Source organism: Pseudomonas anguilliseptica, assembly GCF_021375795.1.
GTDB classification, from domain to species: domain Bacteria; phylum Pseudomonadota; class Gammaproteobacteria; order Pseudomonadales; family Pseudomonadaceae; genus Aquipseudomonas; species Aquipseudomonas anguilliseptica_A.
In genome coordinates this window covers 19,695-38,892 of record NZ_JAEIOI010000007.1, presented here as the reverse complement: position 1 = coordinate 38,892, position 19,198 = coordinate 19,695, and the positions used below count along the sequence as shown (strand labels likewise).

At 58.4% G+C, this 19,198-nt stretch carries 16 protein-coding genes and 1 tRNA gene; 1 reads left to right on the top strand and 16 read right to left on the bottom strand.

All coding sequences use genetic code 11. The annotated features are described in order from the left end of the window. Positions 1 to 49 precede the first annotated feature (49 nt). The 10 genes from infB to rlmE form a co-directional block, all read right to left on the bottom strand. Complete coding sequence (gene infB, locus IOD17_RS18240) at positions 50 to 2,542, bottom strand: translation initiation factor IF-2 (protein WP_233686449.1); 2,493 nt, start codon at positions 2,540 to 2,542, stop codon at positions 50 to 52. Between the two features lie 27 nt (positions 2,543 to 2,569). Beyond that, positions 2,570 to 4,051, bottom strand: a complete 1,482-nt coding sequence (gene nusA, locus IOD17_RS18235; protein WP_233686448.1) for a transcription termination factor NusA — start codon at positions 4,049 to 4,051, stop codon at positions 2,570 to 2,572. 67 nt (positions 4,052 to 4,118) lie between these two features. Beyond that, complete coding sequence (gene rimP / locus IOD17_RS18230) at positions 4,119 to 4,580, bottom strand: ribosome maturation factor RimP (RefSeq protein ID WP_233686447.1); 462 nt, start codon at positions 4,578 to 4,580, stop codon at positions 4,119 to 4,121. Between the two features lie 300 nt (positions 4,581 to 4,880). Beyond that, positions 4,881 to 4,966: transfer RNA gene (locus IOD17_RS18225), tRNA-Leu, on the bottom strand. 32 nt (positions 4,967 to 4,998) lie between these two features. Continuing rightward, on the bottom strand, positions 4,999 to 5,382 hold the full coding sequence (secG, locus tag IOD17_RS18220; protein WP_233686446.1) for a preprotein translocase subunit SecG: 384 nt from the start codon (positions 5,380 to 5,382) through the stop codon (positions 4,999 to 5,001). Between the two features lie 4 nt (positions 5,383 to 5,386). Continuing rightward, entirely contained in the window at positions 5,387 to 6,142 is a 756-nt protein-coding gene (gene tpiA, locus IOD17_RS18215; protein WP_233686445.1) for a triose-phosphate isomerase, read from the bottom strand. 65 nt (positions 6,143 to 6,207) lie between these two features. Beyond that, on the bottom strand, positions 6,208 to 7,545 hold the full coding sequence (gene glmM / locus IOD17_RS18210) for a phosphoglucosamine mutase (RefSeq protein ID WP_233686444.1): 1,338 nt from the start codon (positions 7,543 to 7,545) through the stop codon (positions 6,208 to 6,210). 18 nt (positions 7,546 to 7,563) lie between these two features. Beyond that, on the bottom strand, positions 7,564 to 8,415 hold the full coding sequence (gene folP / locus IOD17_RS18205) for a dihydropteroate synthase (protein WP_233686443.1): 852 nt from the start codon (positions 8,413 to 8,415) through the stop codon (positions 7,564 to 7,566). A gap of 8 nt (positions 8,416 to 8,423) precedes the next feature. Then, positions 8,424 to 10,340 (bottom strand): ATP-dependent zinc metalloprotease FtsH, encoded by a 1,917-nt coding sequence (gene ftsH, locus IOD17_RS18200; protein ID WP_233686442.1) that lies wholly within the window; start codon positions 10,338 to 10,340, stop codon positions 8,424 to 8,426. 180 nt (positions 10,341 to 10,520) lie between these two features. Further along, entirely contained in the window at positions 10,521 to 11,144 is a 624-nt protein-coding gene (gene rlmE / locus IOD17_RS18195) for a 23S rRNA (uridine(2552)-2'-O)-methyltransferase RlmE (protein ID WP_233686441.1), read from the bottom strand. Between the two features lie 103 nt (positions 11,145 to 11,247). Between rlmE and yhbY the strand changes: the two genes are divergently transcribed. Further along, complete coding sequence (yhbY, locus tag IOD17_RS18190) at positions 11,248 to 11,559, top strand: ribosome assembly RNA-binding protein YhbY (RefSeq protein WP_233686440.1); 312 nt, start codon at positions 11,248 to 11,250, stop codon at positions 11,557 to 11,559. Positions 11,560 to 11,606: 47 nt separating this feature from the next. Here yhbY and IOD17_RS18185 read toward each other — a convergent pair whose 3' ends face one another. From IOD17_RS18185 to dnaJ, 6 genes are all read right to left on the bottom strand, one after another. Continuing rightward, a complete protein-coding gene (locus IOD17_RS18185; RefSeq protein ID WP_233686439.1) occupies positions 11,607 to 12,053 on the bottom strand; it encodes a DUF4149 domain-containing protein in 447 nt (148 codons plus the stop codon). Next, on the bottom strand, positions 12,025 to 12,501 hold the full coding sequence (gene greA, locus IOD17_RS18180; RefSeq protein ID WP_233686438.1) for a transcription elongation factor GreA: 477 nt from the start codon (positions 12,499 to 12,501) through the stop codon (positions 12,025 to 12,027). The genes IOD17_RS18185 and greA overlap by 29 nt, the downstream gene beginning before the upstream one ends. After that, positions 12,498 to 15,719, bottom strand: coding sequence for a carbamoyl-phosphate synthase large subunit (carB, locus tag IOD17_RS18175; protein WP_233686437.1), 3,222 nt, complete (start codon positions 15,717 to 15,719; stop codon positions 12,498 to 12,500). The genes greA and carB overlap by 4 nt, the downstream gene beginning before the upstream one ends. Before the next feature lie 36 nt (positions 15,720 to 15,755). After that, positions 15,756 to 16,904, bottom strand: a complete 1,149-nt coding sequence (carA, locus tag IOD17_RS18170) for a glutamine-hydrolyzing carbamoyl-phosphate synthase small subunit (protein ID WP_233686436.1) — start codon at positions 16,902 to 16,904, stop codon at positions 15,756 to 15,758. Between the two features lie 208 nt (positions 16,905 to 17,112). Continuing rightward, the gene (dapB, locus tag IOD17_RS18165) at positions 17,113 to 17,916 is read right to left on the bottom strand and encodes a 4-hydroxy-tetrahydrodipicolinate reductase (protein WP_233686435.1); all 804 of its coding nucleotides are present in this window, start codon (positions 17,914 to 17,916) and stop codon (positions 17,113 to 17,115) included. A gap of 71 nt (positions 17,917 to 17,987) precedes the next feature. Next, on the bottom strand, positions 17,988 to 19,124 hold the full coding sequence (gene dnaJ, locus IOD17_RS18160; RefSeq protein WP_233686434.1) for a molecular chaperone DnaJ: 1,137 nt from the start codon (positions 19,122 to 19,124) through the stop codon (positions 17,988 to 17,990). Between the last annotated feature and the right edge of the window lie 74 nt (positions 19,125 to 19,198).

Genomic DNA, 19,198 nt, shown 5'->3' with positions numbered 1-19,198 from the left:
GCCCGGCCGCGCAAAAGCGGGGCCGGGCGCTGCATGTTGCAACTCGTGCTTACAGGCTACGAGCCACTTGGACTTTCTCGAACACTTCGATCTTGTCGCCGACCTTGACGTCGTTGTAGCTCTTCACGCCGATACCGCACTCCATGCCATTACGCACTTCGGAAGCATCGTCTTTGAAGCGGCGCAGGGATTCCAGCTCGCCTTCGAAGATCACCACGTCGTCGCGCAGTACGCGGATCGGGCGGTTACGGTAAACCGTACCCTCGACCACCATACAACCGGCAATCGCACCGAACTTCGGCGAACGGAACACATCACGCACTTCGGCAATACCCAGGATGTTCTCGCGAACATCGCTGCCGAGCATGCCGGTCAGGGCTTTCTTGACGTCCTCGATGATGTCGTAGATCACGTTGTAGTAACGCATATCCAGACCTTCCTGCTCGACGATCTTGCGCGCGCCGGCATCGGCACGCACGTTGAAACCGAACAGTACAGCGTTGGAGGCCAGCGCCAGGTTGGCATCGGATTCGGTGATACCACCGACGCCGCCACCGACCACACGCACTTGCACTTCATCGTTACCCAGGCCGCTGAGCGAGCCTTGCAGCGCTTCCAGCGAACCACGGACGTCGGATTTGAGGACGATGTTGAGCGTCTTCTTCTCTTCCTGGCCCATGTTCTCGAAGATGTTTTCCAGCTTGCCGGCGTGCGCACGGGCCAGTTTCACTTCGCGGAACTTGCCTTGACGGAACAGTGCGACTTCACGGGCTTTCTTCTCGTCAGCCAGCACGCTCATGTCGTCGCCAGCATCTGGAGTGCCGTCCAGGCCGAGAATCTCGACCGGGATCGACGGGCCTGCTTCTTTGATCGGCTTGCCGTTCTCGTCGAGCATGGCGCGGATACGGCCGTAGTTCGAGCCGATCAGGACCATGTCGCCTTGACGCAGGGTACCGTCCTGAACCAGTACGGTCGCTACCGGGCCACGGCCTTTGTCGAGACGCGATTCAACCACCACACCACGGCCAGGAGCCGACGGAGTAGCTTTCAGTTCGAGGATCTCAGCCTGCAGCAGTACGGCTTCGAGCAGCTCGTCGACGCCGGTACCGACTTTCGCCGACACAGGTACGAACGGCGTATCACCGCCCCACTCTTCCGAGGTCACGTTGTGTACCGACAGTTCACTACGGATGCGATCAAGGTCAGCACCCGGCTTGTCGATCTTGTTCACTGCCACCACCAGCGGCACGCCAGCTGCCTGAGCATGCTGAACGGCTTCAATGGTCTGCGGCATCACGCCATCGTCAGCAGCAACCACCAGAATTACGATGTCAGTCGCCTTGGCACCACGGGCACGCATGGCGGTAAACGCGGCGTGGCCTGGGGTATCGAGGAAGGTGACCATGCCGCGCTCGGTTTCTACGTGGTAGGCACCGATGTGCTGGGTAATGCCGCCAGCTTCACCAGCCGCCACCTTGGCGCGACGAATGTAGTCGAGCAGCGAAGTCTTACCGTGGTCAACGTGACCCATTACGGTCACAACCGGCGCACGGGCAAAGGTCTCGCCTTCGAACTTCAGCGACTCTGCCAGGGAGTCTTCCAGTGCTGTATCGCTGATCAGGGTGACCTTGTGGCCGAGCTCTTCAGCAACCAGCTGGGCAGTTTCCTGATCCAGCACCTGGTTGATGGTCGCCGGGGTACCCAGTTTGAACATGAACTTGATGATTTCAGCAGCCTTGACCGACATCTGCTGAGCGAGATCGCCCACAGTGATGGTTTCGCCGATCTTCACGTCACGCACGATTGGCCCAGTCGGGCTCTGGAAACCGTGCTGGTTACGTTTCTTCAGCTTAGCCTTGCCACGACCACCGCGACGGAAGCCATCGCTTTCCTCATCAATGGTACGCGGAGCAACGCGCGGTGCCGGTGCCTTCTCTTTGACGGTCGGACGATGCTGGGTGGTCTTGCGCTCACCGCCACGACGGTCGGCATCATCATTACGCGCCTTGTCGGGACGACGTGGCTCGTCTTTTTTGCGTTCTTCGACAACCGGTGCAGCAACCACTGGCAGCTCGATTTCGACAGCCGGAGCAGCTTCAACAGGCGCCTCAACAGCAGCAGGCGCTGCGGCCGCACGCTGCGCGTCCTCAGCAGCGCGCTGCTTGGCTTCTTCTTCCGCCTTCAGACGCGCCGCTTCAGCAACAGCACGCTGCTCAGCCAGTTCACGCTGCTTCTCTGCTTCAATTTCTTCGGCGCTGCGCTTAACGAAGGTTTTCTTCTTACGCACTTCAACGCTGATGGTTTTGCTACCGGCAACACGCAGGGTGCTGGTGGTTTTGCGCTGCAAGGTGATCTTGCGCGGCTCTTCCACTTTCTCGCCGTGACTGCTCTTGAGATAAGCCAACAGGGCTTGCTTCTCACTGTCGGTTACTGCTTGCTCGGCGCTTTTGTGCGGCAAACCAGCCTCACTCATTTGCTGCAGCAGGCGTTCAACCGGCGTATTGACCACTTGGGCCAGTTCTTTAACCGTGACTTGCGTCATGCATTTCTCTCCTCAGGCCGCAACTGCTTACTCGAACCAATGGGCTCGGGCGGCCATGATCAACTTGCCGGCTCGCTCAGCGTCGATACCGTCGATGTCGAGCAGGTCATCAATCGACTGCTCGGCCAGGTCTTCGCGGTTAATAACGCCGCGCACTGCCAGTTCATGCGCAAGCGCCTTATCCATCCCCTCAAGCGAGAGCAAGTCTTCGGCTGGGTGGGCATCTGCCAGCTTTTCCTCGTTGGCAATGGCTTTGGTCAGCAAGCGATCTTTGGCGCGAGCGCGGAGCTCGTTGACGATATCCTCGTCGAAGCCATCGATGCTGAGCATCTCTTCCATCGGTACGTAGGCAATTTCTTCAAGGCTGGTGAAGCCCTCTTCGACCAACACCTGAGCCAGTTCTTCGTCGACTTCCAGCTCGTCGATAAAGCGCTGCAAGATGTCGCCTGTTTCCGCCTGCTGTTTGGCCTGAATGTCCGCCTCGGTCATTACGTTGAGGGTCCAACCAGTCAGCTGACTGGCCAGACGCACGTTCTGACCGCCGCGGCCAATGGCCTGAGCAAGGTTGTCTGCACCAACGGCGATATCCATGGCATGGGCATCTTCGTCGACAATGATGGCGGCCACTTCGGCCGGCGACATGGCGTTGATCACGAACTGCGCGGGGTTGTCGTCCCACAGCACGATATCGACACGCTCACCGGCCAACTCGCCGGATACCGCCTGCACGCGCGAACCACGCATGCCGATACAGGCACCTTGCGGATCGATACGTTTGTCCTTGGAACGCACGGCCAGCTTGGCGCGCGAACCCGGGTCGCGGGATGCGCCCATGACTTCGATCAGTTCTTCAGCGATTTCCGGCACTTCGATGCGGAACAGTTCAATCAGCATTTCTGGCGCAGTGCGCGACAGAATCAGCTGTGGGCCGCGGTTCTCGGTACGGATTTCCTTGAGCAGTGCGCGCAGACGCACACCGACGCGGAAGGTTTCGCGAGAGATGATGTCTTCACGAGCCAGCATTGCTTCAGCATTGTTACCCAGGTCAACGATGACGCTGTCGCGGGTCACTTTCTTCACGGTGCCGGAGATGATTTCACCCAGACGCTCGCGATAGGCTTCAACCACCTGAGCACGCTCAGCTTCGCGAACCTTCTGCACAATCACCTGCTTGGCGGTTTGCGCAGCAATGCGGCCGAATTCGATGGATTCGATCTTCTCTTCCAGCACATCGCCAACTTTGGCGTTAGCTTCAACTGCACGCGGCATGTCTGTGGTGACCTGGTGCGCAGGATCATCAAAGTCACTTTCTTCCACCACCGTCCAGCAGCGGAAAGTTTCGTAGCTTCCGTTGTGGCGGTTGATCACCACACGCAACTCGACTTCGTCCTCAAAACGCTTTTTCGTAGCAGTGGCCAAAGCCAGCTCCAGCGCCTCAAAAATTACGCCCGCCGGTACGCCCTTTTCGTTGGACACCGACTCAACAACCAGCAGTACTTCTTTGCTCATCGTACGCCTCGCCTTTCGCAATCCATTGGATCCGCGCTATCCGCGCCACTTGCGCGGGATCCGCGTCTCAATCAAATCTGGGGATAATGTTGGCCTTGTCGATCATGTCGATCGGCAACAGGAACTCGTGGTCATCCACCTGCACTACCACATCCTGCTCTTCCACACCGCGCAGAAGGCCCTGGAAGTTGCGTCGCCCTTCAAAAGGCGAACGCAGCTTGATCTTGACCTGCTCACCAACATGGCTGGCGAACTGTTCGAGGGTGAACAGTGGCCTATCCATGCCTGGCGATGACACCTCAAGGGTGTACTCGGCGCTGATCGGGTCCTCTACATCGAGCACACCACTGATCTGCCGACTGACAATTTCACAGTCTTCGATCACTACGCCGTCAGGCTGCTTATCAATATAAATTCGCAGCAGAGAATGCCGCCCTTGTGACAGGAACTCGACACCCCAACATTGGTAGCCAAGAGCCTCGACTACCGGGGCCACCAAGGCCTGCAACTGTTCTAGCTTGCTCGACACCTGAACCCCTCGCGCATGCTGTAAAAATAAAAAATGGGCGAATCGCCCATCATCAAACCGCCCTCTAAAGGCCGGCAAAGCTGTCGCCCAGCTAGCAAAAAGCCCCTTAAAAGGGGCTCCTCTGCAACTCAATGCGGGGGCTGGTTTAACCCAGCCAGCAACGGACTCACATCCGAGGAGCGACTTTACTGCTCAATCCCACATCAAAGCTGGGGCCGGATTATACGACTTAACCCAGCCAAGGGTCAATCGACACTCCAGCAACAAAAAGGCCCGCATCGAGCGGGCCTTTCTGAAAATTGGTACCGAGGAGGGGACTCGAACCCCTACAGCCTATGGCCACTACCACCTCAAGGTAGCGTGTCTACCAATTCCACCACCTCGGCAAAATCGTTTGTTGCGTAACGCGTGTTGCTACTTACTGCTGCTCAGGAGCCTGAGGTACGTCTGCCGCTTCATTAGCCGGCTTAGCTGCATCCAGAACAGGCACATCTTCAACAGCTGGCTTAGCCTGTTGTACTTCCAAGACTGCTGGATCAGGCAAACCAACCTGAGCCATACCATCAGCTTTGTCTTTAGCAAAGAACGCTAAACCCAAGCTAGTCATGAAAAAAGCGGTGGCAAGTATAGCAGTAACTCGACTCAAAAAGGTAGAGGAACCTTGGCTTCCGAATACAGTTGCCGAAGCACCCGAACCAAAAGACGCACCCGCGTCGGCACCCTTGCCTTGCTGCAGCAAAACCAGCGCAACAACACCAATGGCACCCAGCAGATGAAGAACAACGATAACTGTTTCCAGCATTTTCTTAGCTTCCTGCGGCGCGACAAATCGCACCGAACTCATCCGCATTCAGAGAGGCTCCACCCACAAGCCCCCCATCGATATCCGGCATACCGAACAACTCGGCAGCACTGGCGGCCTTAACACTGCCACCATAAAGAATTCTTACTTTTCCAGCCAACTCAGCACTTTTCGCCGCCAGCTGCGCACGAATCGCCGCATGAACTTCCTGAGCCTGCTCAGGCGACGCAGTCAATCCAGTGCCTATCGCCCAAACCGGCTCATAGGCAATGACCGCATCGGCAAACACATCAACACCCAGTCTGTCAGTCACTGCCGCCAACTGCGCCGCAACCACATCAAGGGTTTGACCTGCCTCACGCTCAGCAAGGGTTTCCCCCACACAAAGCACAGGCAAGAGCCCAGCAGATTGCGCCGCAGCAAACTTGCGCGTCACAACCTCATCACCCTCAGCCAGCAACGACCTGCGCTCAGAGTGACCAATCAACACCATCGAGCAACGCGCATCCGCCAATTGGCTTGCTGCCACTTCACCCGTCAAAGCACCTTGCTGCGCTTCAGTCGAACAATCTTGCGCACCGACCGCAACAACCTTGCCGACCAGACCATCAACAACTTGGGCTATATGCAGGCAAGAGGGAAAAACCGCAACATCTACACCAGCAGGCAAAGCCTGCTGGTTGAGACCGTTGATCAGCTCTGCGACGCTGGCGCGGGTACCGTGCATTTTCCAGTTACCAGCAACCATTGGGCGACGCATGCTTTACCTCGTCGGTCAAAGAGGGCGCAGATTTTACCCAACAGCTTACCGACTGGCAAGCCGAATCAAGCACATACATCAGCAACAATTTTAGCTAATTCATCGGCATAGCCGCGAACCAGGCTTTCATCATCACCCTCAACCATGACACGCACCAAGGGCTCGGTACCCGATTTGCGCAACAACACACGACCCCGCCCCGCCATCTGCTCGGTCACACGGGCACTGGCTTCCTGCACAACAGGATGCTCCAGCGGATCGACGCCTCCAGCAAAACGCACGTTAACCAGCACCTGCGGACACTTCTGCATACCCAGTCGCGCCTCACCTAGCGTCTGCCCACGGCGCTTGAGCGCCATCAGCACCTGCAACGCAGCGATGATCGCATCACCCGTGGTGGTGTGCTGCAGACACAACAGATGCCCGGAGTTTTCGCCGCCCAATTGCCAATTACGCGCCAGCAACTCGGCGATCACATAACGATCACCGACCTTGGCCCGAGCAAAGGGAATACCCAGATCGGCCAGAGCCAGCTCAAGCCCCAGATTACTCATCAGCGTGCCGACCACGCCGCCCTGCAGCTTGCCACGTTCCAGCAGATCGCGAGCAATGATGAACAGCAACTCATCGCCATCCACAAGGGCGCCGGAATGATCGACCATCAACACGCGATCCGCATCGCCATCGAAAGCAATGCCCAGATCAGCCTGCTGCGCCAGCACCTCAGCCTGCAGCGCTTCGATATGCGTCGAGCCACAGTTGTCATTGATATTCAGGCCGTTTGGCTGCGCCGACAGCACAGTGACATGCGCACCCAACTCGCGGAATACGCTTGGCGCCACCTTGTACGCGGCACCATGAGCGCAATCGATGACGATCTTCAGCCCGGCGAAGTCGGTGCTGCTTGGCACACTGCTCTTGCAGAATTCGATATAGCGCCCAGCAGCATCGTTGATTCGCGAGACCTTGCCTAACTGCTCGGACTCGACCACGGTCATCGGCTGATCCAGTAACTCTTCGATCATCAACTCGATTTCGTCCGGCAGCTTGGTGCCCTGACCCGAGAAGAACTTGATGCCATTGTCATGGTGCGGGTTGTGCGAAGCACTGATGACGATACCGGCCTCTGCATGAAAAGTGCGAGTCAGGTAGGCGATGGCTGGCGTTGGCATCGGCCCCAGCAGCATCACATCGGCACCCGCCGCAGACAGACCCGCCTCAAGAGCCGACTCAAACATATAGCCGGAAATACGCGTGTCTTTACCGATCAGGATGCGGCACTTGCCTTGCTTGCGGAATGCCATGCCGGCCGCCCAGCCGAGCTTGAGCATAAAATCCGGCGTGATCGGGAAATCACCCACTCGCCCACGAATCCCGTCAGTACCAAAATATTTTCTAGCCATCCCGCCAATCCCTCTAACTTATTCTGCTGCTTCAACTGCGGCGATCATGCGCACCACATCAACCGTTTCCGCCACATCATGCACGCGCAGGATGTGGGCTCCCTTACTGACAGCCAGAGCAGCCAGCGCCAGACTGCCATATAAGCGCTCGCCAACTTCATGACCCAATACTTTGCCAATCATGCTTTTACGCGAAGCCCCTACCAGCAGAGGACGACCCAGCGCATGTAAAGTCTTGAGATGCTTGAATAACGACAGGTTGTGCGCCAGGGTTTTCGCAAAGCCAAAACCCGGATCAAGAATAATCCGCTCAGCAACAATCCCCGCCGCAGCACAGGCAACCATGCGCTCAAGCAGAAAATCACGCACCTCAACCACCACATCAGCGTACTGAGGATCCTGCTGCATGGTGCTTGGCTCACCGTGCATATGCATCAGGCACACCGGCAAACCCGTATCGGCCGCCGCATCCAGAGCGCCATCGCGCTGTAACGAACGCACATCATTGATAAGCCCCGCCCCCAGACGGGCTGTTTCCCGCATGACAGCTGGCGTCGAGGTATCCACCGAGATAATCACATCCAACTCGGCAGCAATGGCCTCAACAATCGGCGCAACCCGCTCCAACTCCTCAACTGGAGAAACCGCACGCGCGCCCGGACGAGTCGACTCACCACCGACATCGATCAGCGTCGCACCAGCCCGCAGCATTGCCTCAGCATGACGCAATGCTGCGTCACGCTGGCCGTAGCGCCCACCATCGGAGAAAGAGTCAGGGGTTACGTTGAGGATGCCCATCACTTGCGGACGGCTTAAATCAAGAAACCGGCTGCCACAGGGCAGCCGGTCAAAGGTAGGCACAACAGACATGAAGAACCTTAATGCTCAGCGGCAGGACCACCAATGGGCTTTTCCGCAGACTCGACGATCTCAATAGGCGCAGTCGGCGTGCCGTTATTGTCGTCACCACCCTGCCAGCCTTTCGGCTCACGTGGCGCCAGACCATTCATGATGTCGTCGATCTGCTCAGCATCAATGGTCTCGTACTTCATCAACGCTTCTGCCATGGCATCAAGCTTGTCACGATTTTCCACCAGCAACTTCTTCGCAGTGGCGTAGCACTCGTCAATGATGCGGCGAACCTCTTCATCGATCAGCTTGGCCGTCTCACCGGAAACATTGCTAGCCTGGCTACCCATGCTACGCCCAAGGAAAACTTCACCCTCCTCTTCGGCATACATCAGCGGCCCAAGCTTTTCCGACAAACCCCACTTGGTGACCATGTTCTTGGCCAATTGGGTGGCGCGCATGATGTCATTGGACGCCCCGGTGGTGACGCCGTCGAAACCCAAGGTCATCTCTTCGGCAATCCGCCCACCGAACAGCGAGCAGATCTGGCTGGTCAGTGCACGCTTGCTCAGGCTGTAACGGTCTTCTTCAGGCAGGAACATGGTCACGCCCAGGGCACGACCACGCGGAATGATCGACACCTTGTAAACCGGATCGTGCTCGGGCACCAGACGACCGACGATGGCATGGCCAGCCTCGTGGAACGCGGTGTTGAGCTTCTCCTTGTCAGACATGACCATGGTTTTGCGCTCGGCACCCATCATGATCTTGTCTTTAGCCAGCTCGAACTCCTTCATCTCGACCAGACGCTTACCGGCACGCGCAGCGAACAGTGAGGCCTCGTTGACCAGGTTGGCCAGATCAGCACCGGAAAAGCCGGGAGTACCGCGCGCAATCACCGCCGGCGCAACGTCTTCGCCCATCGGCACTTTGCGCATGTGCACTTTCAGAATCTGCTCACGACCACGGATATCCGGCAGACCGACCACGACCTGACGGTCAAAACGACCTGGGCGCAACAAGGCAGGATCAAGAACATCAGGACGGTTGGTGGCGGCAATCACAATGATGCCGTCATTCATTTCAAAGCCGTCCATCTCTACCAGCAACTGGTTGAGGGTCTGCTCGCGCTCATCGTGACCACCACCCATGCCAGCACCACGATGGCGACCAACGGCGTCAATCTCATCGATAAAGATGATGCACGGCGCATGCTTCTTGGCCTGATCAAACATATCGCGGACGCGGCTGGCGCCAACACCGACAAACATTTCAACGAAGTCGGAACCAGAGATGGTGAAGAACGGCACCTTGGCTTCACCAGCAACCGCTTTGGCCAACAGTGTTTTACCGGTACCAGGCGAACCCACCATCAGCACGCCACGGGGGATACGACCACCCAGGCGCTGGAACTTGCCCGGATCGCGGAGAAATTCAACCAGCTCGCTGACTTCTTCCTTGGCTTCGTCGCAACCGGCGACATCTGCAAAGGTGGTCTTGACCTGATCTTCGGACAGCAGGCGCGCCTTGGACTTACCGAAGCTCATCGGCCCGCCCTTGCCACCAGCGCCGCCCTGCATCTGGCGCATGAAGAACATAAACACGGCGATGATCACCAGAATCGGGAAGCTGGCCACCAGCAACTGAGTCCAGATGCTCTGCTGTTCAGGCTGCTTGCCGACGATCTCGACGTTATTGTCCATCAGGTCCTTGATCAGGCCGTTATCCTGAATCGCTGGACGCACGGTCTCGAACGAGGAGCCATCGATACGCGTACCACTGATGGTGAAACCATCCACGGTCACGCGCTTGACGCTACCGCCTTGAACCTGCTGGATAAATTCCGAGTAGTTGAGTTTGTTCGACTCACTCGGGCTGGAGAAATTGTTCATCACCGTCACCAAGACGGCGGCGATGATCAGCCACAGGACCAGATTCTTTGCCATGTCGTTCAATTAACTACCCTCTGAAGCAGGCCCCGTGCCGAAGCGCACTTCGCATGACGACCAGTTATGTACCGATCTAACTTACTACACAACGCCCACCCCTGGCAGACGCCGTCTGTAACCCTTTATTTGTTCTGTGACCGCAAAGCCCCGGAACAATTCGCACCTTTACGGCAGCCATCAGGCGCCGCGGAAACCACGCGCCAGCAGATACTGTTCACGCGAGCGATCTCGCGAAGAGAGCGGCTTGCGCATCTGCACCTTGTCGAACATCTGACGCGTCTGCTTGTGGTACTGATCGAAGCCTTCGCCCTGGAAGATCTTGATCAGAAAATCACCACCCGGCCGCAAGACTCGCGCCGACAAATCCAGAGCCAGCTCACACAGGTACATGGCGCGCGGCTGATCTGCTTCCCTTACACCACTCATATTGGGGGCCATATCTGAAATCACAAGGTCTACCTGATTATCCCCGATGGCATCGAGGATCTGCGCGAACACACCATCATCAGTAAAGTCGCCCTGAATGAAGGTGACATCCGGGATGCTGTCCATCTCCAGAATATCTGACGCGATCAGCCGCCCTTTGTCGCCGATCACCCGACTGGTGACCTGCGACCAACCGCCAGGCGCCGCACCCAGATCGACTACAGTAATGCCAGGCCTGAGGATGCGGTCCTTTTCCTGGATTTCCAGCAGCTTGTAGCTGGCGCGCGAACGATAGCCGTCCTTCTGCGCCATTTTCACGTAGGGGTCGTTGAAATGCTCTTTCAGCCAACCTTGACTGGTCTTGGAACGGGCCACGCAATACCTCGAACTGTGCAACGCATGAATATCTGGGCGGCCCCGAAGGCGCTCGGGTAAACTAATCGCCGTTTTTTACCAGATTAAATGCAGGAATCAGATTATGCCGCTCACTCAAGAGCAGAAGAAACAATTCAAATCTATCGGCCACCACCTGAAGCCTGTATTGATCGTGGCGGACAACGGTTTGACCGAAGGTGTGCTGGCTGAACTGGAGCGCGCACTGAGCGATCATGAACTGATTAAAGTGCAATTACGCATCATCGAGCGCGAAGATCGCCTGGCCGCTATCAGCGAGCTGTGCAAAGCCGGCAATGCCGAGACCGTGCAGGTGATCGGCAAGATGGCGCTGATTTACCGCAAGAACCCCAAGGTGAACAAGAACCTGTCCAACGTGCACCGCTACCAGGGCTGATGCACCTGCATGGCAAGGCGCACAGCGCCTTGTCATGCCCCTCCCGGCTAGAGCTTACGTCGCAACCGATCCGGCACTGGCTGCAGCACCAGCAGCAAACCACAGAACGCCATCACCAGATAACTGAACATCAACCACAGTTCAGCCTCTGGCAACAGTTGGCGAACCGCAAAATAACTACCCGCCATCGCGGCCACAACCAGCAGCAACTGCCCGCGCATATCCCGCCACAGATTGTTCCACTGTTCGGCACGCAGCAAAACCAGCACCTGCACCGCCACGCAAATTGCACTCAAGCCCACCAGCAAAGGGCGCAGGGTATTACCGATTTCTTCGACCAGCAAAGACGCCAGGCCCATTTTGCTGATCGCCGGCAACAGCAGAAAATGCAGCAACCACAGGCCACCCACCCAGAGTGTCTGAACCAGCAGCCAGCTGATTGCACCAGCATCACGCGCACCGGGCTTAGAGATGGCGAACCTCGACAATCTCATACTCCAGCGCGCCACTCGGCGTCTGCACGACAACCACATCACCCTCACTCTTGCCGATCAGGGCGCGGGCGATGGGTGAGCCGACAGAAATCTTGCGCTGTTTGATGTCCGCTTCGTCTTCACCGACGATCTGGTAAACCACGCTTTCATCGGTCTCGCAGTTGGCGATTTCCACGGTAGTGCCGAAAATCACCTTGCCGGTGTGCTCAATGGTGGTGACGTCGATGATCACCGCATTCTGCAGGCGACCTTCGATGTCACGGATACGCGCCTCGACCATACCCTGCTGCTCGCGCGCGGCGTGGTACTCGGCGTTTTCCTTGAGGTCACCCAGCTCGCGTGCGGTGCCGATGTCCTGACTGAGTTTGGGGCGCACTACCTTGGTCAGGTGCGCCAACTCTTCTTCCAGGGCGCGCGCGCCCTGGACGGTCATAGGGTACTTGGTCATGCCTTGATCCCTGCATGCAGATCCTGCAGCCGGCGCACGGTCTTCTCGGGACCGAATTTCAGCGCCTCGCAGATCGCCTGCCCCGCCGCGATGGTGGTGGTGCAGTAGATCTTGTGCTGCAGAGCGTTACGACGGATGGAGTAGGAGTCAGCGATGGACTGACGACCTTCGGTGGTGTTGATGATCAGGGTGACTTCGTCATTCTTGATCATATCGACCACGTGCGGACGGCCCTCGGTCACCTTGTTGACGCGACGAACCGGCAAGCCAGCCGCCTCGATCAGCTTAGCAGTGCCGGCGGTGGCAACCACTTCAAAGCCCAGGCCGATCAGGTCACGGGCCACGTCCGCCACCAGCGGCTTGTCGTCGTCACGCACACTGATAAAGGCGCAGCCGGAATTCGGCAGAATCTCGCTGGCACCCAGCTGAGCCTTGGCGAAGGCTTCACCGAAGGTATCGCCAACACCCATCACTTCACCGGTGGACTTCATCTCTGGGCCGAGGATCGGGTCAACGCCAGGGAACTTGGCAAACGGGAATACCGCTTCCTTGACGCTGAAATACGGCGGAATGATTTCCTGGGTGTAACCCGCTTCGGCTAGGTTCTTGCCCGCCATCACACGCGCCGCCACTTTGGCCAGGGACACCCCGACGCACTTGGAGACGAACGGCACAGTACGCGAGGCGCGCGGGTTCACTTCGATAACGAAGATGTCTTCGCCTTGCACGGCCATCTGCACGTTCATCAGGCCAACGACGCCGAGCTCCAGAGCCATTTTCTTGACCTGGTCACGGATCTCGTCCTGGATGTGCATCGGCAGTGAGTACGGCGGCAGCGAGCACGCCGAGTCACCGGAGTGCACACCGGCTTGCTCGATATGCTGCATGATCGCGCCGATCACCACGGTTTCGCCGTCGCACACCGCATCCACGTCCACTTCAATGGCGCAGTTAAGGAAGTGATCGAGCAGTACCGGGCTGTCGTTGGACACTTTTACCGCTTCGCGCATGTATCGCTTGAGCTCGTCTTCCTGATAGACGATCTCCATGGCACGACCGCCCAGCACATAGGATGGACGCACCACCAGCGGATAACCGATGGTTTTGGAATGCGCCAGGGCTTCGTCTTCACTGCGCGCGGTGGCGTTGGCCGGCTGACGCAGGCCGAGGCGCTGAACCATCTGCTGGAAGCGCTCACGGTCTTCAGCGCGGTCGATGGCGTCCGGGCTGGTGCCGATGATCGGCACGCCGGCTTCTTCCAGGGCGCGGCAGATCTTCAACGGAGTCTGGCCGCCGTACTGCACGATTACGCCTTTCGGCTGCTCGACGCGGACGATTTCCAGCACGTCTTCCAGGGTCACTGGCTCGAAGTACAGGCGATCAGAGGTGTCGTAGTCGGTGGAGACGGTTTCCGGGTTGCAGTTGACCATGATGGTCTCGTAGCCGTCTTCACGCATGGCCAGCGCCGCGTGCACGCAGCAGTAATCGAACTCGATACCTTGGCCGATACGGTTGGGGCCACCACCGAGGATCATGATCTTGTCGCGACTCGACGGATTGGCCTCGCACTCTTCCTCGTAGGTCGAATACATATAGGCGGTGTCGGTGGCGAACTCGGCAGCGCAGGTGTCGACGCGCTTGTACACCGGTAGCACTTTCAGTTTGTGGCGGTGGCTGCGCAGGTTCTTCTCGGTCACACCCAGCAGCTTGGCCAGACGGGCATCGGAGAAGCCTTTGCGCTTGAGCTTGTACATGGCATCGCGATCGATGCTGGACAGGCCGAGGGTCTTGACCCGCTCCTCGTCCTTGATCAGGTCTTCGATCTGTACCAGGAACCACTCGTCGATGTTGGTCAGCTGGAAGACCTCCTCGACGGTTTTACCGGCGCGGAAGGCATCCGCCACATACCAAATGCGGTCAGCACTAGGCACGGTCAGTTCGCGGCGTAGGGTGCTTTCCGCTTCCGGGTCGTTCAGATCGAGCTTCGGATCGAGGCCGGCCACACCAACTTCCAGACCGCGCAGGGCTTTCTGCAGGGACTCCTGGAAGGTGCGGCCAATGGCCATGACTTCACCCACAGACTTCATCTGAGTGGTCAGACGGGCGTCGGCTTTCGGGAATTTCTCGAAGGCGAAACGCGGGATCTTGGTGACGACGTAGTCGATGGCCGGCTCGAACGAGGCCGGAGTGCGTCCGCCGGTGATGTCGTTCTGCAGCTCGTCGAGGGTGTAACCCACGGCCAGCTTGGCGGCGATCTTGGCGATCGGGAAACCGGTGGCCTTGGAAGCCAGCGCCGAGGAACGCGACACGCGCGGGTTCATCTCGATCACCACCATGCGACCGGTATTCGGGCAGATACCGAACTGCACGTTGGATCCGCCGGTTTCCACGCCAATCTCGCGCAGCACCGCAAGCGATGCGTTACGCAGGATCTGGTATTCCTTGTCGGTCAGGGTCTGCGCAGGAGCCACGGTGATCGAGTCACCGGTGTGCACGCCCATCGGGTCGAAGTTTTCGATGGCGCAGACGATGATGCAGTTGTCCTTCTTGTCACGGACCACCTCCATCTCGTATTCCTTCCAGCCGATCAGCGATTCGTCGATCAGCAGCTCGCTGGTCGGCGACAGATCCAGGCCGCGCGCGCAGATTTCTTCGAACTCTTCGCGGTTGTAGGCGATACCGCCACCAGTGCCGCCCATGGTGAAGGACGGACGGATGATGCAGGGGAAGCCCACCTTCTCCAGTACGCCGTAGGCTTCTTCCATGTTGTGCGCGATGCCGGAAACCGGGCAGGCCAGACCGATGTCTTTCATCGCTTTGTCGAAGCGTGAACGGTCTTCAGCCTTGTCGATTGTGTCGGCGTTGGCACCGATCATCTCAACGCCGAATTTCTCCAGGATGCCGTGCTTTTCCAGGTCCAGTGCGCAGTTCAGCGCGGTCTGGCCACCCATGGTTGGCAGCAGAGCGTCCGGGCGCTCCTTCTCGATGATCTTGGCCACGGTGGCCCACTTGATCGGCTCGATATAGGTGGCGTCAGCCATGGCCGGGTCGGTCATGATGGTGGCCGGGTTGGAGTTCACCAGAATGACGCGGTAGCCCTCTTCTTTCAGCGCTTTACACGCCTGAGCACCGGAATAGTCGAACTCGCAGGCCTGGCCGATAACGATCGGGCCAGCACCGAGGATCAGGATACTTTTAATGTCTGTACGCTTTGGCATGTTCTCTCTCTCGAATCCTTGGGTCAGTCGGCGGGTTTAACGGCGCTTGGCCATGGCTTCGATAAAACGGTCAAACAAGGGGGCTACGTCGTGCGGGCCGGGGCTGGCTTCAGGGTGACCCTGGAAGCTGAACGCATCCTTGTCGGTGCGCTCGATACCCTGCAGGGTGCCGTCGAACAGCGACTTGTGGGTGGCGCGCAGGTTGGCCGGCAGGCTCGGCTCGTCCACGGCAAAACCGTGGTTCTGACTGGTGATCATTACCACGCCGGTCTTCAGGTCCTGTACCGGGTGGTTGGCACCGTGGTGACCAGTGCCCATTTTCACGGTCTTGGCGCCGGAGGCCAGGGCCAGCAGCTGGTGACCGAGGCAGATACCGAACACCGGAATCTCGGTATTGAGAATTTCCTTGATCGCGGCGATGGCGTAGTCGCACGGCTCAGGATCGCCAGGGCCGTTGGAGAGGAATACACCATCCGGGTTCAACGCCAGTACTTCGGCAGCCGGAGTCTGCGCCGGCACCACAGTCAGGCGGCAACCGCGCTCGACCAGCATACGCAGGATGTTGGTTTTGACCCCGTAGTCGTAAGCGACCACGTGGTACTTGAGTTCGCTGGCCGGGATTTGCGGGTGGCTGTCATCTTTCAGATTCCACACGCTGGAGCGCCACTCGTAACGCTCGGTGCAGCTGACCACCTTGGCCAGGTCCATGCCTTTCAGGCCAGGGAAGCTGCGCGCCAGTTCCAGGGCTTTTTCCTCGGTAGCGTCATCGCCTACCAGGATGCAGCCGTTCTGCGAGCCCTTTTCACGCAGGATGCGGGTCAGGCGGCGGGTATCGATACCGGCGATGGCAACGGTGCCGTTTTCCTTGAGGTACTCGTCCAGTGGCTGCTTGTTACGCCAGTTGCTGGAGATCAGCGGCAGGTCACGGATGATGAGGCCTGCGGCCCACACGCGATTGGATTCGGCATCTTCCGGCGTGGTGCCGGTGTTGCCGATATGCGGGTAGGTCAGGGTCACGATCTGCTGGGCATAGGAAGGATCGGTAAGGATTTCCTGATAGCCGGTCATGGCGGTGTTAAAAACCACCTCTCCAATAGTCTGGCCATCGGCACCGATGGCCTCGCCGCGAAAAATGCTGCCATCAGCAAGAGCCAAAATGGCAGGTTTAAGGGCTGGCTTACTCAAGAAAACCTCCGAAAATCAAAACGTGAAGCAAACGCAGATTGTAAAAAAGCGGGATGACGTATCGACCGTCACCCCGCTTCTTTATCTGATTCATTCTGCGCAACTTTAGTGGACACACTAAAGCAGAAAGCTTACAGGAAAGTCCCTTTTCGGTCCACCGCCAGTTGCAGGCAAGGCGCAGTTAACTGCGCCAATGCGACAGCATGCCTCAGTTCAGGCCGAGAACATCCTGCATGTCGTACAGCCCAGGCTGGCGATCCTGCAGCCACAGAGCTGCACGCACCGCACCTTTGGCGAAGGTCATACGGCTCGAGGCTTTGTGGGTGATCTCCACGCGCTCGCCATCGGCGGCGAACAGTACGGTGTGATCGCCGACCACATCGCCAGCACGCACCGTGGCAAAGCCAATGGTTTCACGCTCACGCGCACCGGTCTGGCCTTCGCGACCGTAGACCGCGACTTTCTGCAGATCGCGCCCCAGGGCATTGGCCACCACCTCCCCCATACGCAAGGCGGTGCCAGACGGCGCATCGACCTTGTGGCGATGATGGGCTTCGATGATTTCAATATCCACGTCATCGCCCAGCACCCGTGCCGCAGTGTCGAGCAACTTCAGGCACAGGTTGACGCCGACACTGAAGTTGGCAGCAAACACGATCGGAATCTGCTTACCGGCCTCAGCCAACAACTGCTTTTCTTCCGGGGAAAAACCGGTGGTGCCGATCACCATGGATTTACCGGCCTGACGGCAGATTTCCAGGTTCTTCAGGGTGACCGATGGGTGAGTGAAATCGATCAGCACATCGAACTGATCGAGCACCGCATTCAGATCGCCGGCCAGGTTGACGCCGATCTTGCCCTGCGCCACCAGCTCACCGACATCCGCGCCGACCAGACTGCTGTCAGCACGATCGATCGCCGCGCTCAGGCTTGCGCCATCGACCAACTGCACGGCCTCGATCAGGGTCTTGCCCATGCGCCCGGCGGCGCCCATCACAGCAATACGTTGCATAGCTATCAGCTCCAAGCTGTCGCCACAGACTGCAGCCGCCATTTAGCGAGCGAGCAGCCTGTCAGCGGGATTTACAGGTCGCCAAAGAAGCGCTTAACACCTTCGAACCAGCCATTGGCTTTCGGCGAGTGCGAGCTGTCGCCTTCCAGGGTCTTGCGGAATTCATCCAGCAGTTCGCGCTGACGACGATCCAGGTTGACCGGGGTTTCCACCGCCACCTTGCACATCAGATCACCGGCACCACCACCGCGCACCGGCGCAACGCCCTTGCCGCGCAGGCGGAACATCTTGCCGGTCTGCGTACCTTCCGGGATTTTCAGCTTGACCCGACCATCGAGGGTCGGTACTTCCAGCTCGCCACCCAGGGCTGCATCGGCAAAGCTGATCGGCACTTCGCAGTACAGGTGCTTGCCGTCACGCTGGAAGATCGCGTGCTCGCGCACATTCACCACGACGTAAAGGTCGCCTGATGGGCCACCCATGGCGCCCGCCTCACCTTCGCCGGACAGGCGAATACGATCACCGGTATCCACGCCAGCCGGCACTTTAACCGACAGGGTCTTGTGTTCTTCCACACGGCCATGGCCATGGCAAGAACCGCACGGATCAGTAATCATCTTGCCGCTGCCGTGGCAACGTGGACAGGTCTGCTGTACCGAGAAGAAGCCCTGTTGCATGCGCACCTGGCCGATCCCGCCACAGGTGGTACAGGTCACCGGACTGGTGCCCTTCTTCGCCCCGGTACCATCGCATGGTTTGCAGTTGACCAGAGTCGGCACGCGAATGGTTACCGTGGTGCCACGCACCGCCTCTTCCAGATCCAGCTCCAGGGTGTAACGCAGGTCACTGCCGCGCTGCGCACCGCCGCGCTGACCACCACGACCACCGCCACCGCCGAAGAAATCACTGAACACATCGCCAAAAATATCGGAGAAGTTCGCCCCACCGAAGCCCGCACCACCGCCCCCGCCACCCATCTGCGGATCAACACCGGCATGACCATACTGGTCATAAGCCGAGCGCTTGGCGGCATCGGAAAGCACTTCGTAAGCCTCGTTGGCTTCCTTGAACTTCTCTTCCGAGGCTTTATCGTCGGGATTGCGATCCGGGTGATACTTCATGGCCAGACGGCGGTAAGCCTTTTTCAGCTCCGCTTCGCTGGCACCGCGCTCGACACCGAGCACCTCGTAATAGTCACGTTTAGCCATAAGTCTTCAACACCTTCAAATCGTCTACTCCAGACACGCCAACGCGGGAGCAAGCTCCCGCGCGGCGGATCATG

Coding starts and splice junctions, on each gene's coding strand:
- infB (WP_233686449.1), bottom strand. CDS start 2,542: ATGACGCAAGTCACGGTTAAAGAACTGGCCCAAGTGGTCAATACGCCG.
- nusA (WP_233686448.1), bottom strand. CDS start 4,051: ATGAGCAAAGAAGTACTGCTGGTTGTTGAGTCGGTGTCCAACGAAAAG.
- secG (WP_233686446.1), bottom strand. CDS start 5,382: ATGCTGGAAACAGTTATCGTTGTTCTTCATCTGCTGGGTGCCATTGGT.
- tpiA (WP_233686445.1), bottom strand. CDS start 6,142: ATGCGTCGCCCAATGGTTGCTGGTAACTGGAAAATGCACGGTACCCGC.
- glmM (WP_233686444.1), bottom strand. CDS start 7,545: ATGGCTAGAAAATATTTTGGTACTGACGGGATTCGTGGGCGAGTGGGT.
- folP (WP_233686443.1), bottom strand. CDS start 8,415: ATGTCTGTTGTGCCTACCTTTGACCGGCTGCCCTGTGGCAGCCGGTTT.
- ftsH (WP_233686442.1), bottom strand. CDS start 10,340: ATGGCAAAGAATCTGGTCCTGTGGCTGATCATCGCCGCCGTCTTGGTG.
- yhbY (WP_233686440.1), top strand. CDS start 11,248: ATGCCGCTCACTCAAGAGCAGAAGAAACAATTCAAATCTATCGGCCAC.
- IOD17_RS18185 (WP_233686439.1), bottom strand. CDS start 12,053: ATGAGATTGTCGAGGTTCGCCATCTCTAAGCCCGGTGCGCGTGATGCT.
- greA (WP_233686438.1), bottom strand. CDS start 12,501: ATGACCAAGTACCCTATGACCGTCCAGGGCGCGCGCGCCCTGGAAGAA.
- carB (WP_233686437.1), bottom strand. CDS start 15,719: ATGCCAAAGCGTACAGACATTAAAAGTATCCTGATCCTCGGTGCTGGC.
- dapB (WP_233686435.1), bottom strand. CDS start 17,916: ATGCAACGTATTGCTGTGATGGGCGCCGCCGGGCGCATGGGCAAGACC.
- dnaJ (WP_233686434.1), bottom strand. CDS start 19,124: ATGGCTAAACGTGACTATTACGAGGTGCTCGGTGTCGAGCGCGGTGCC.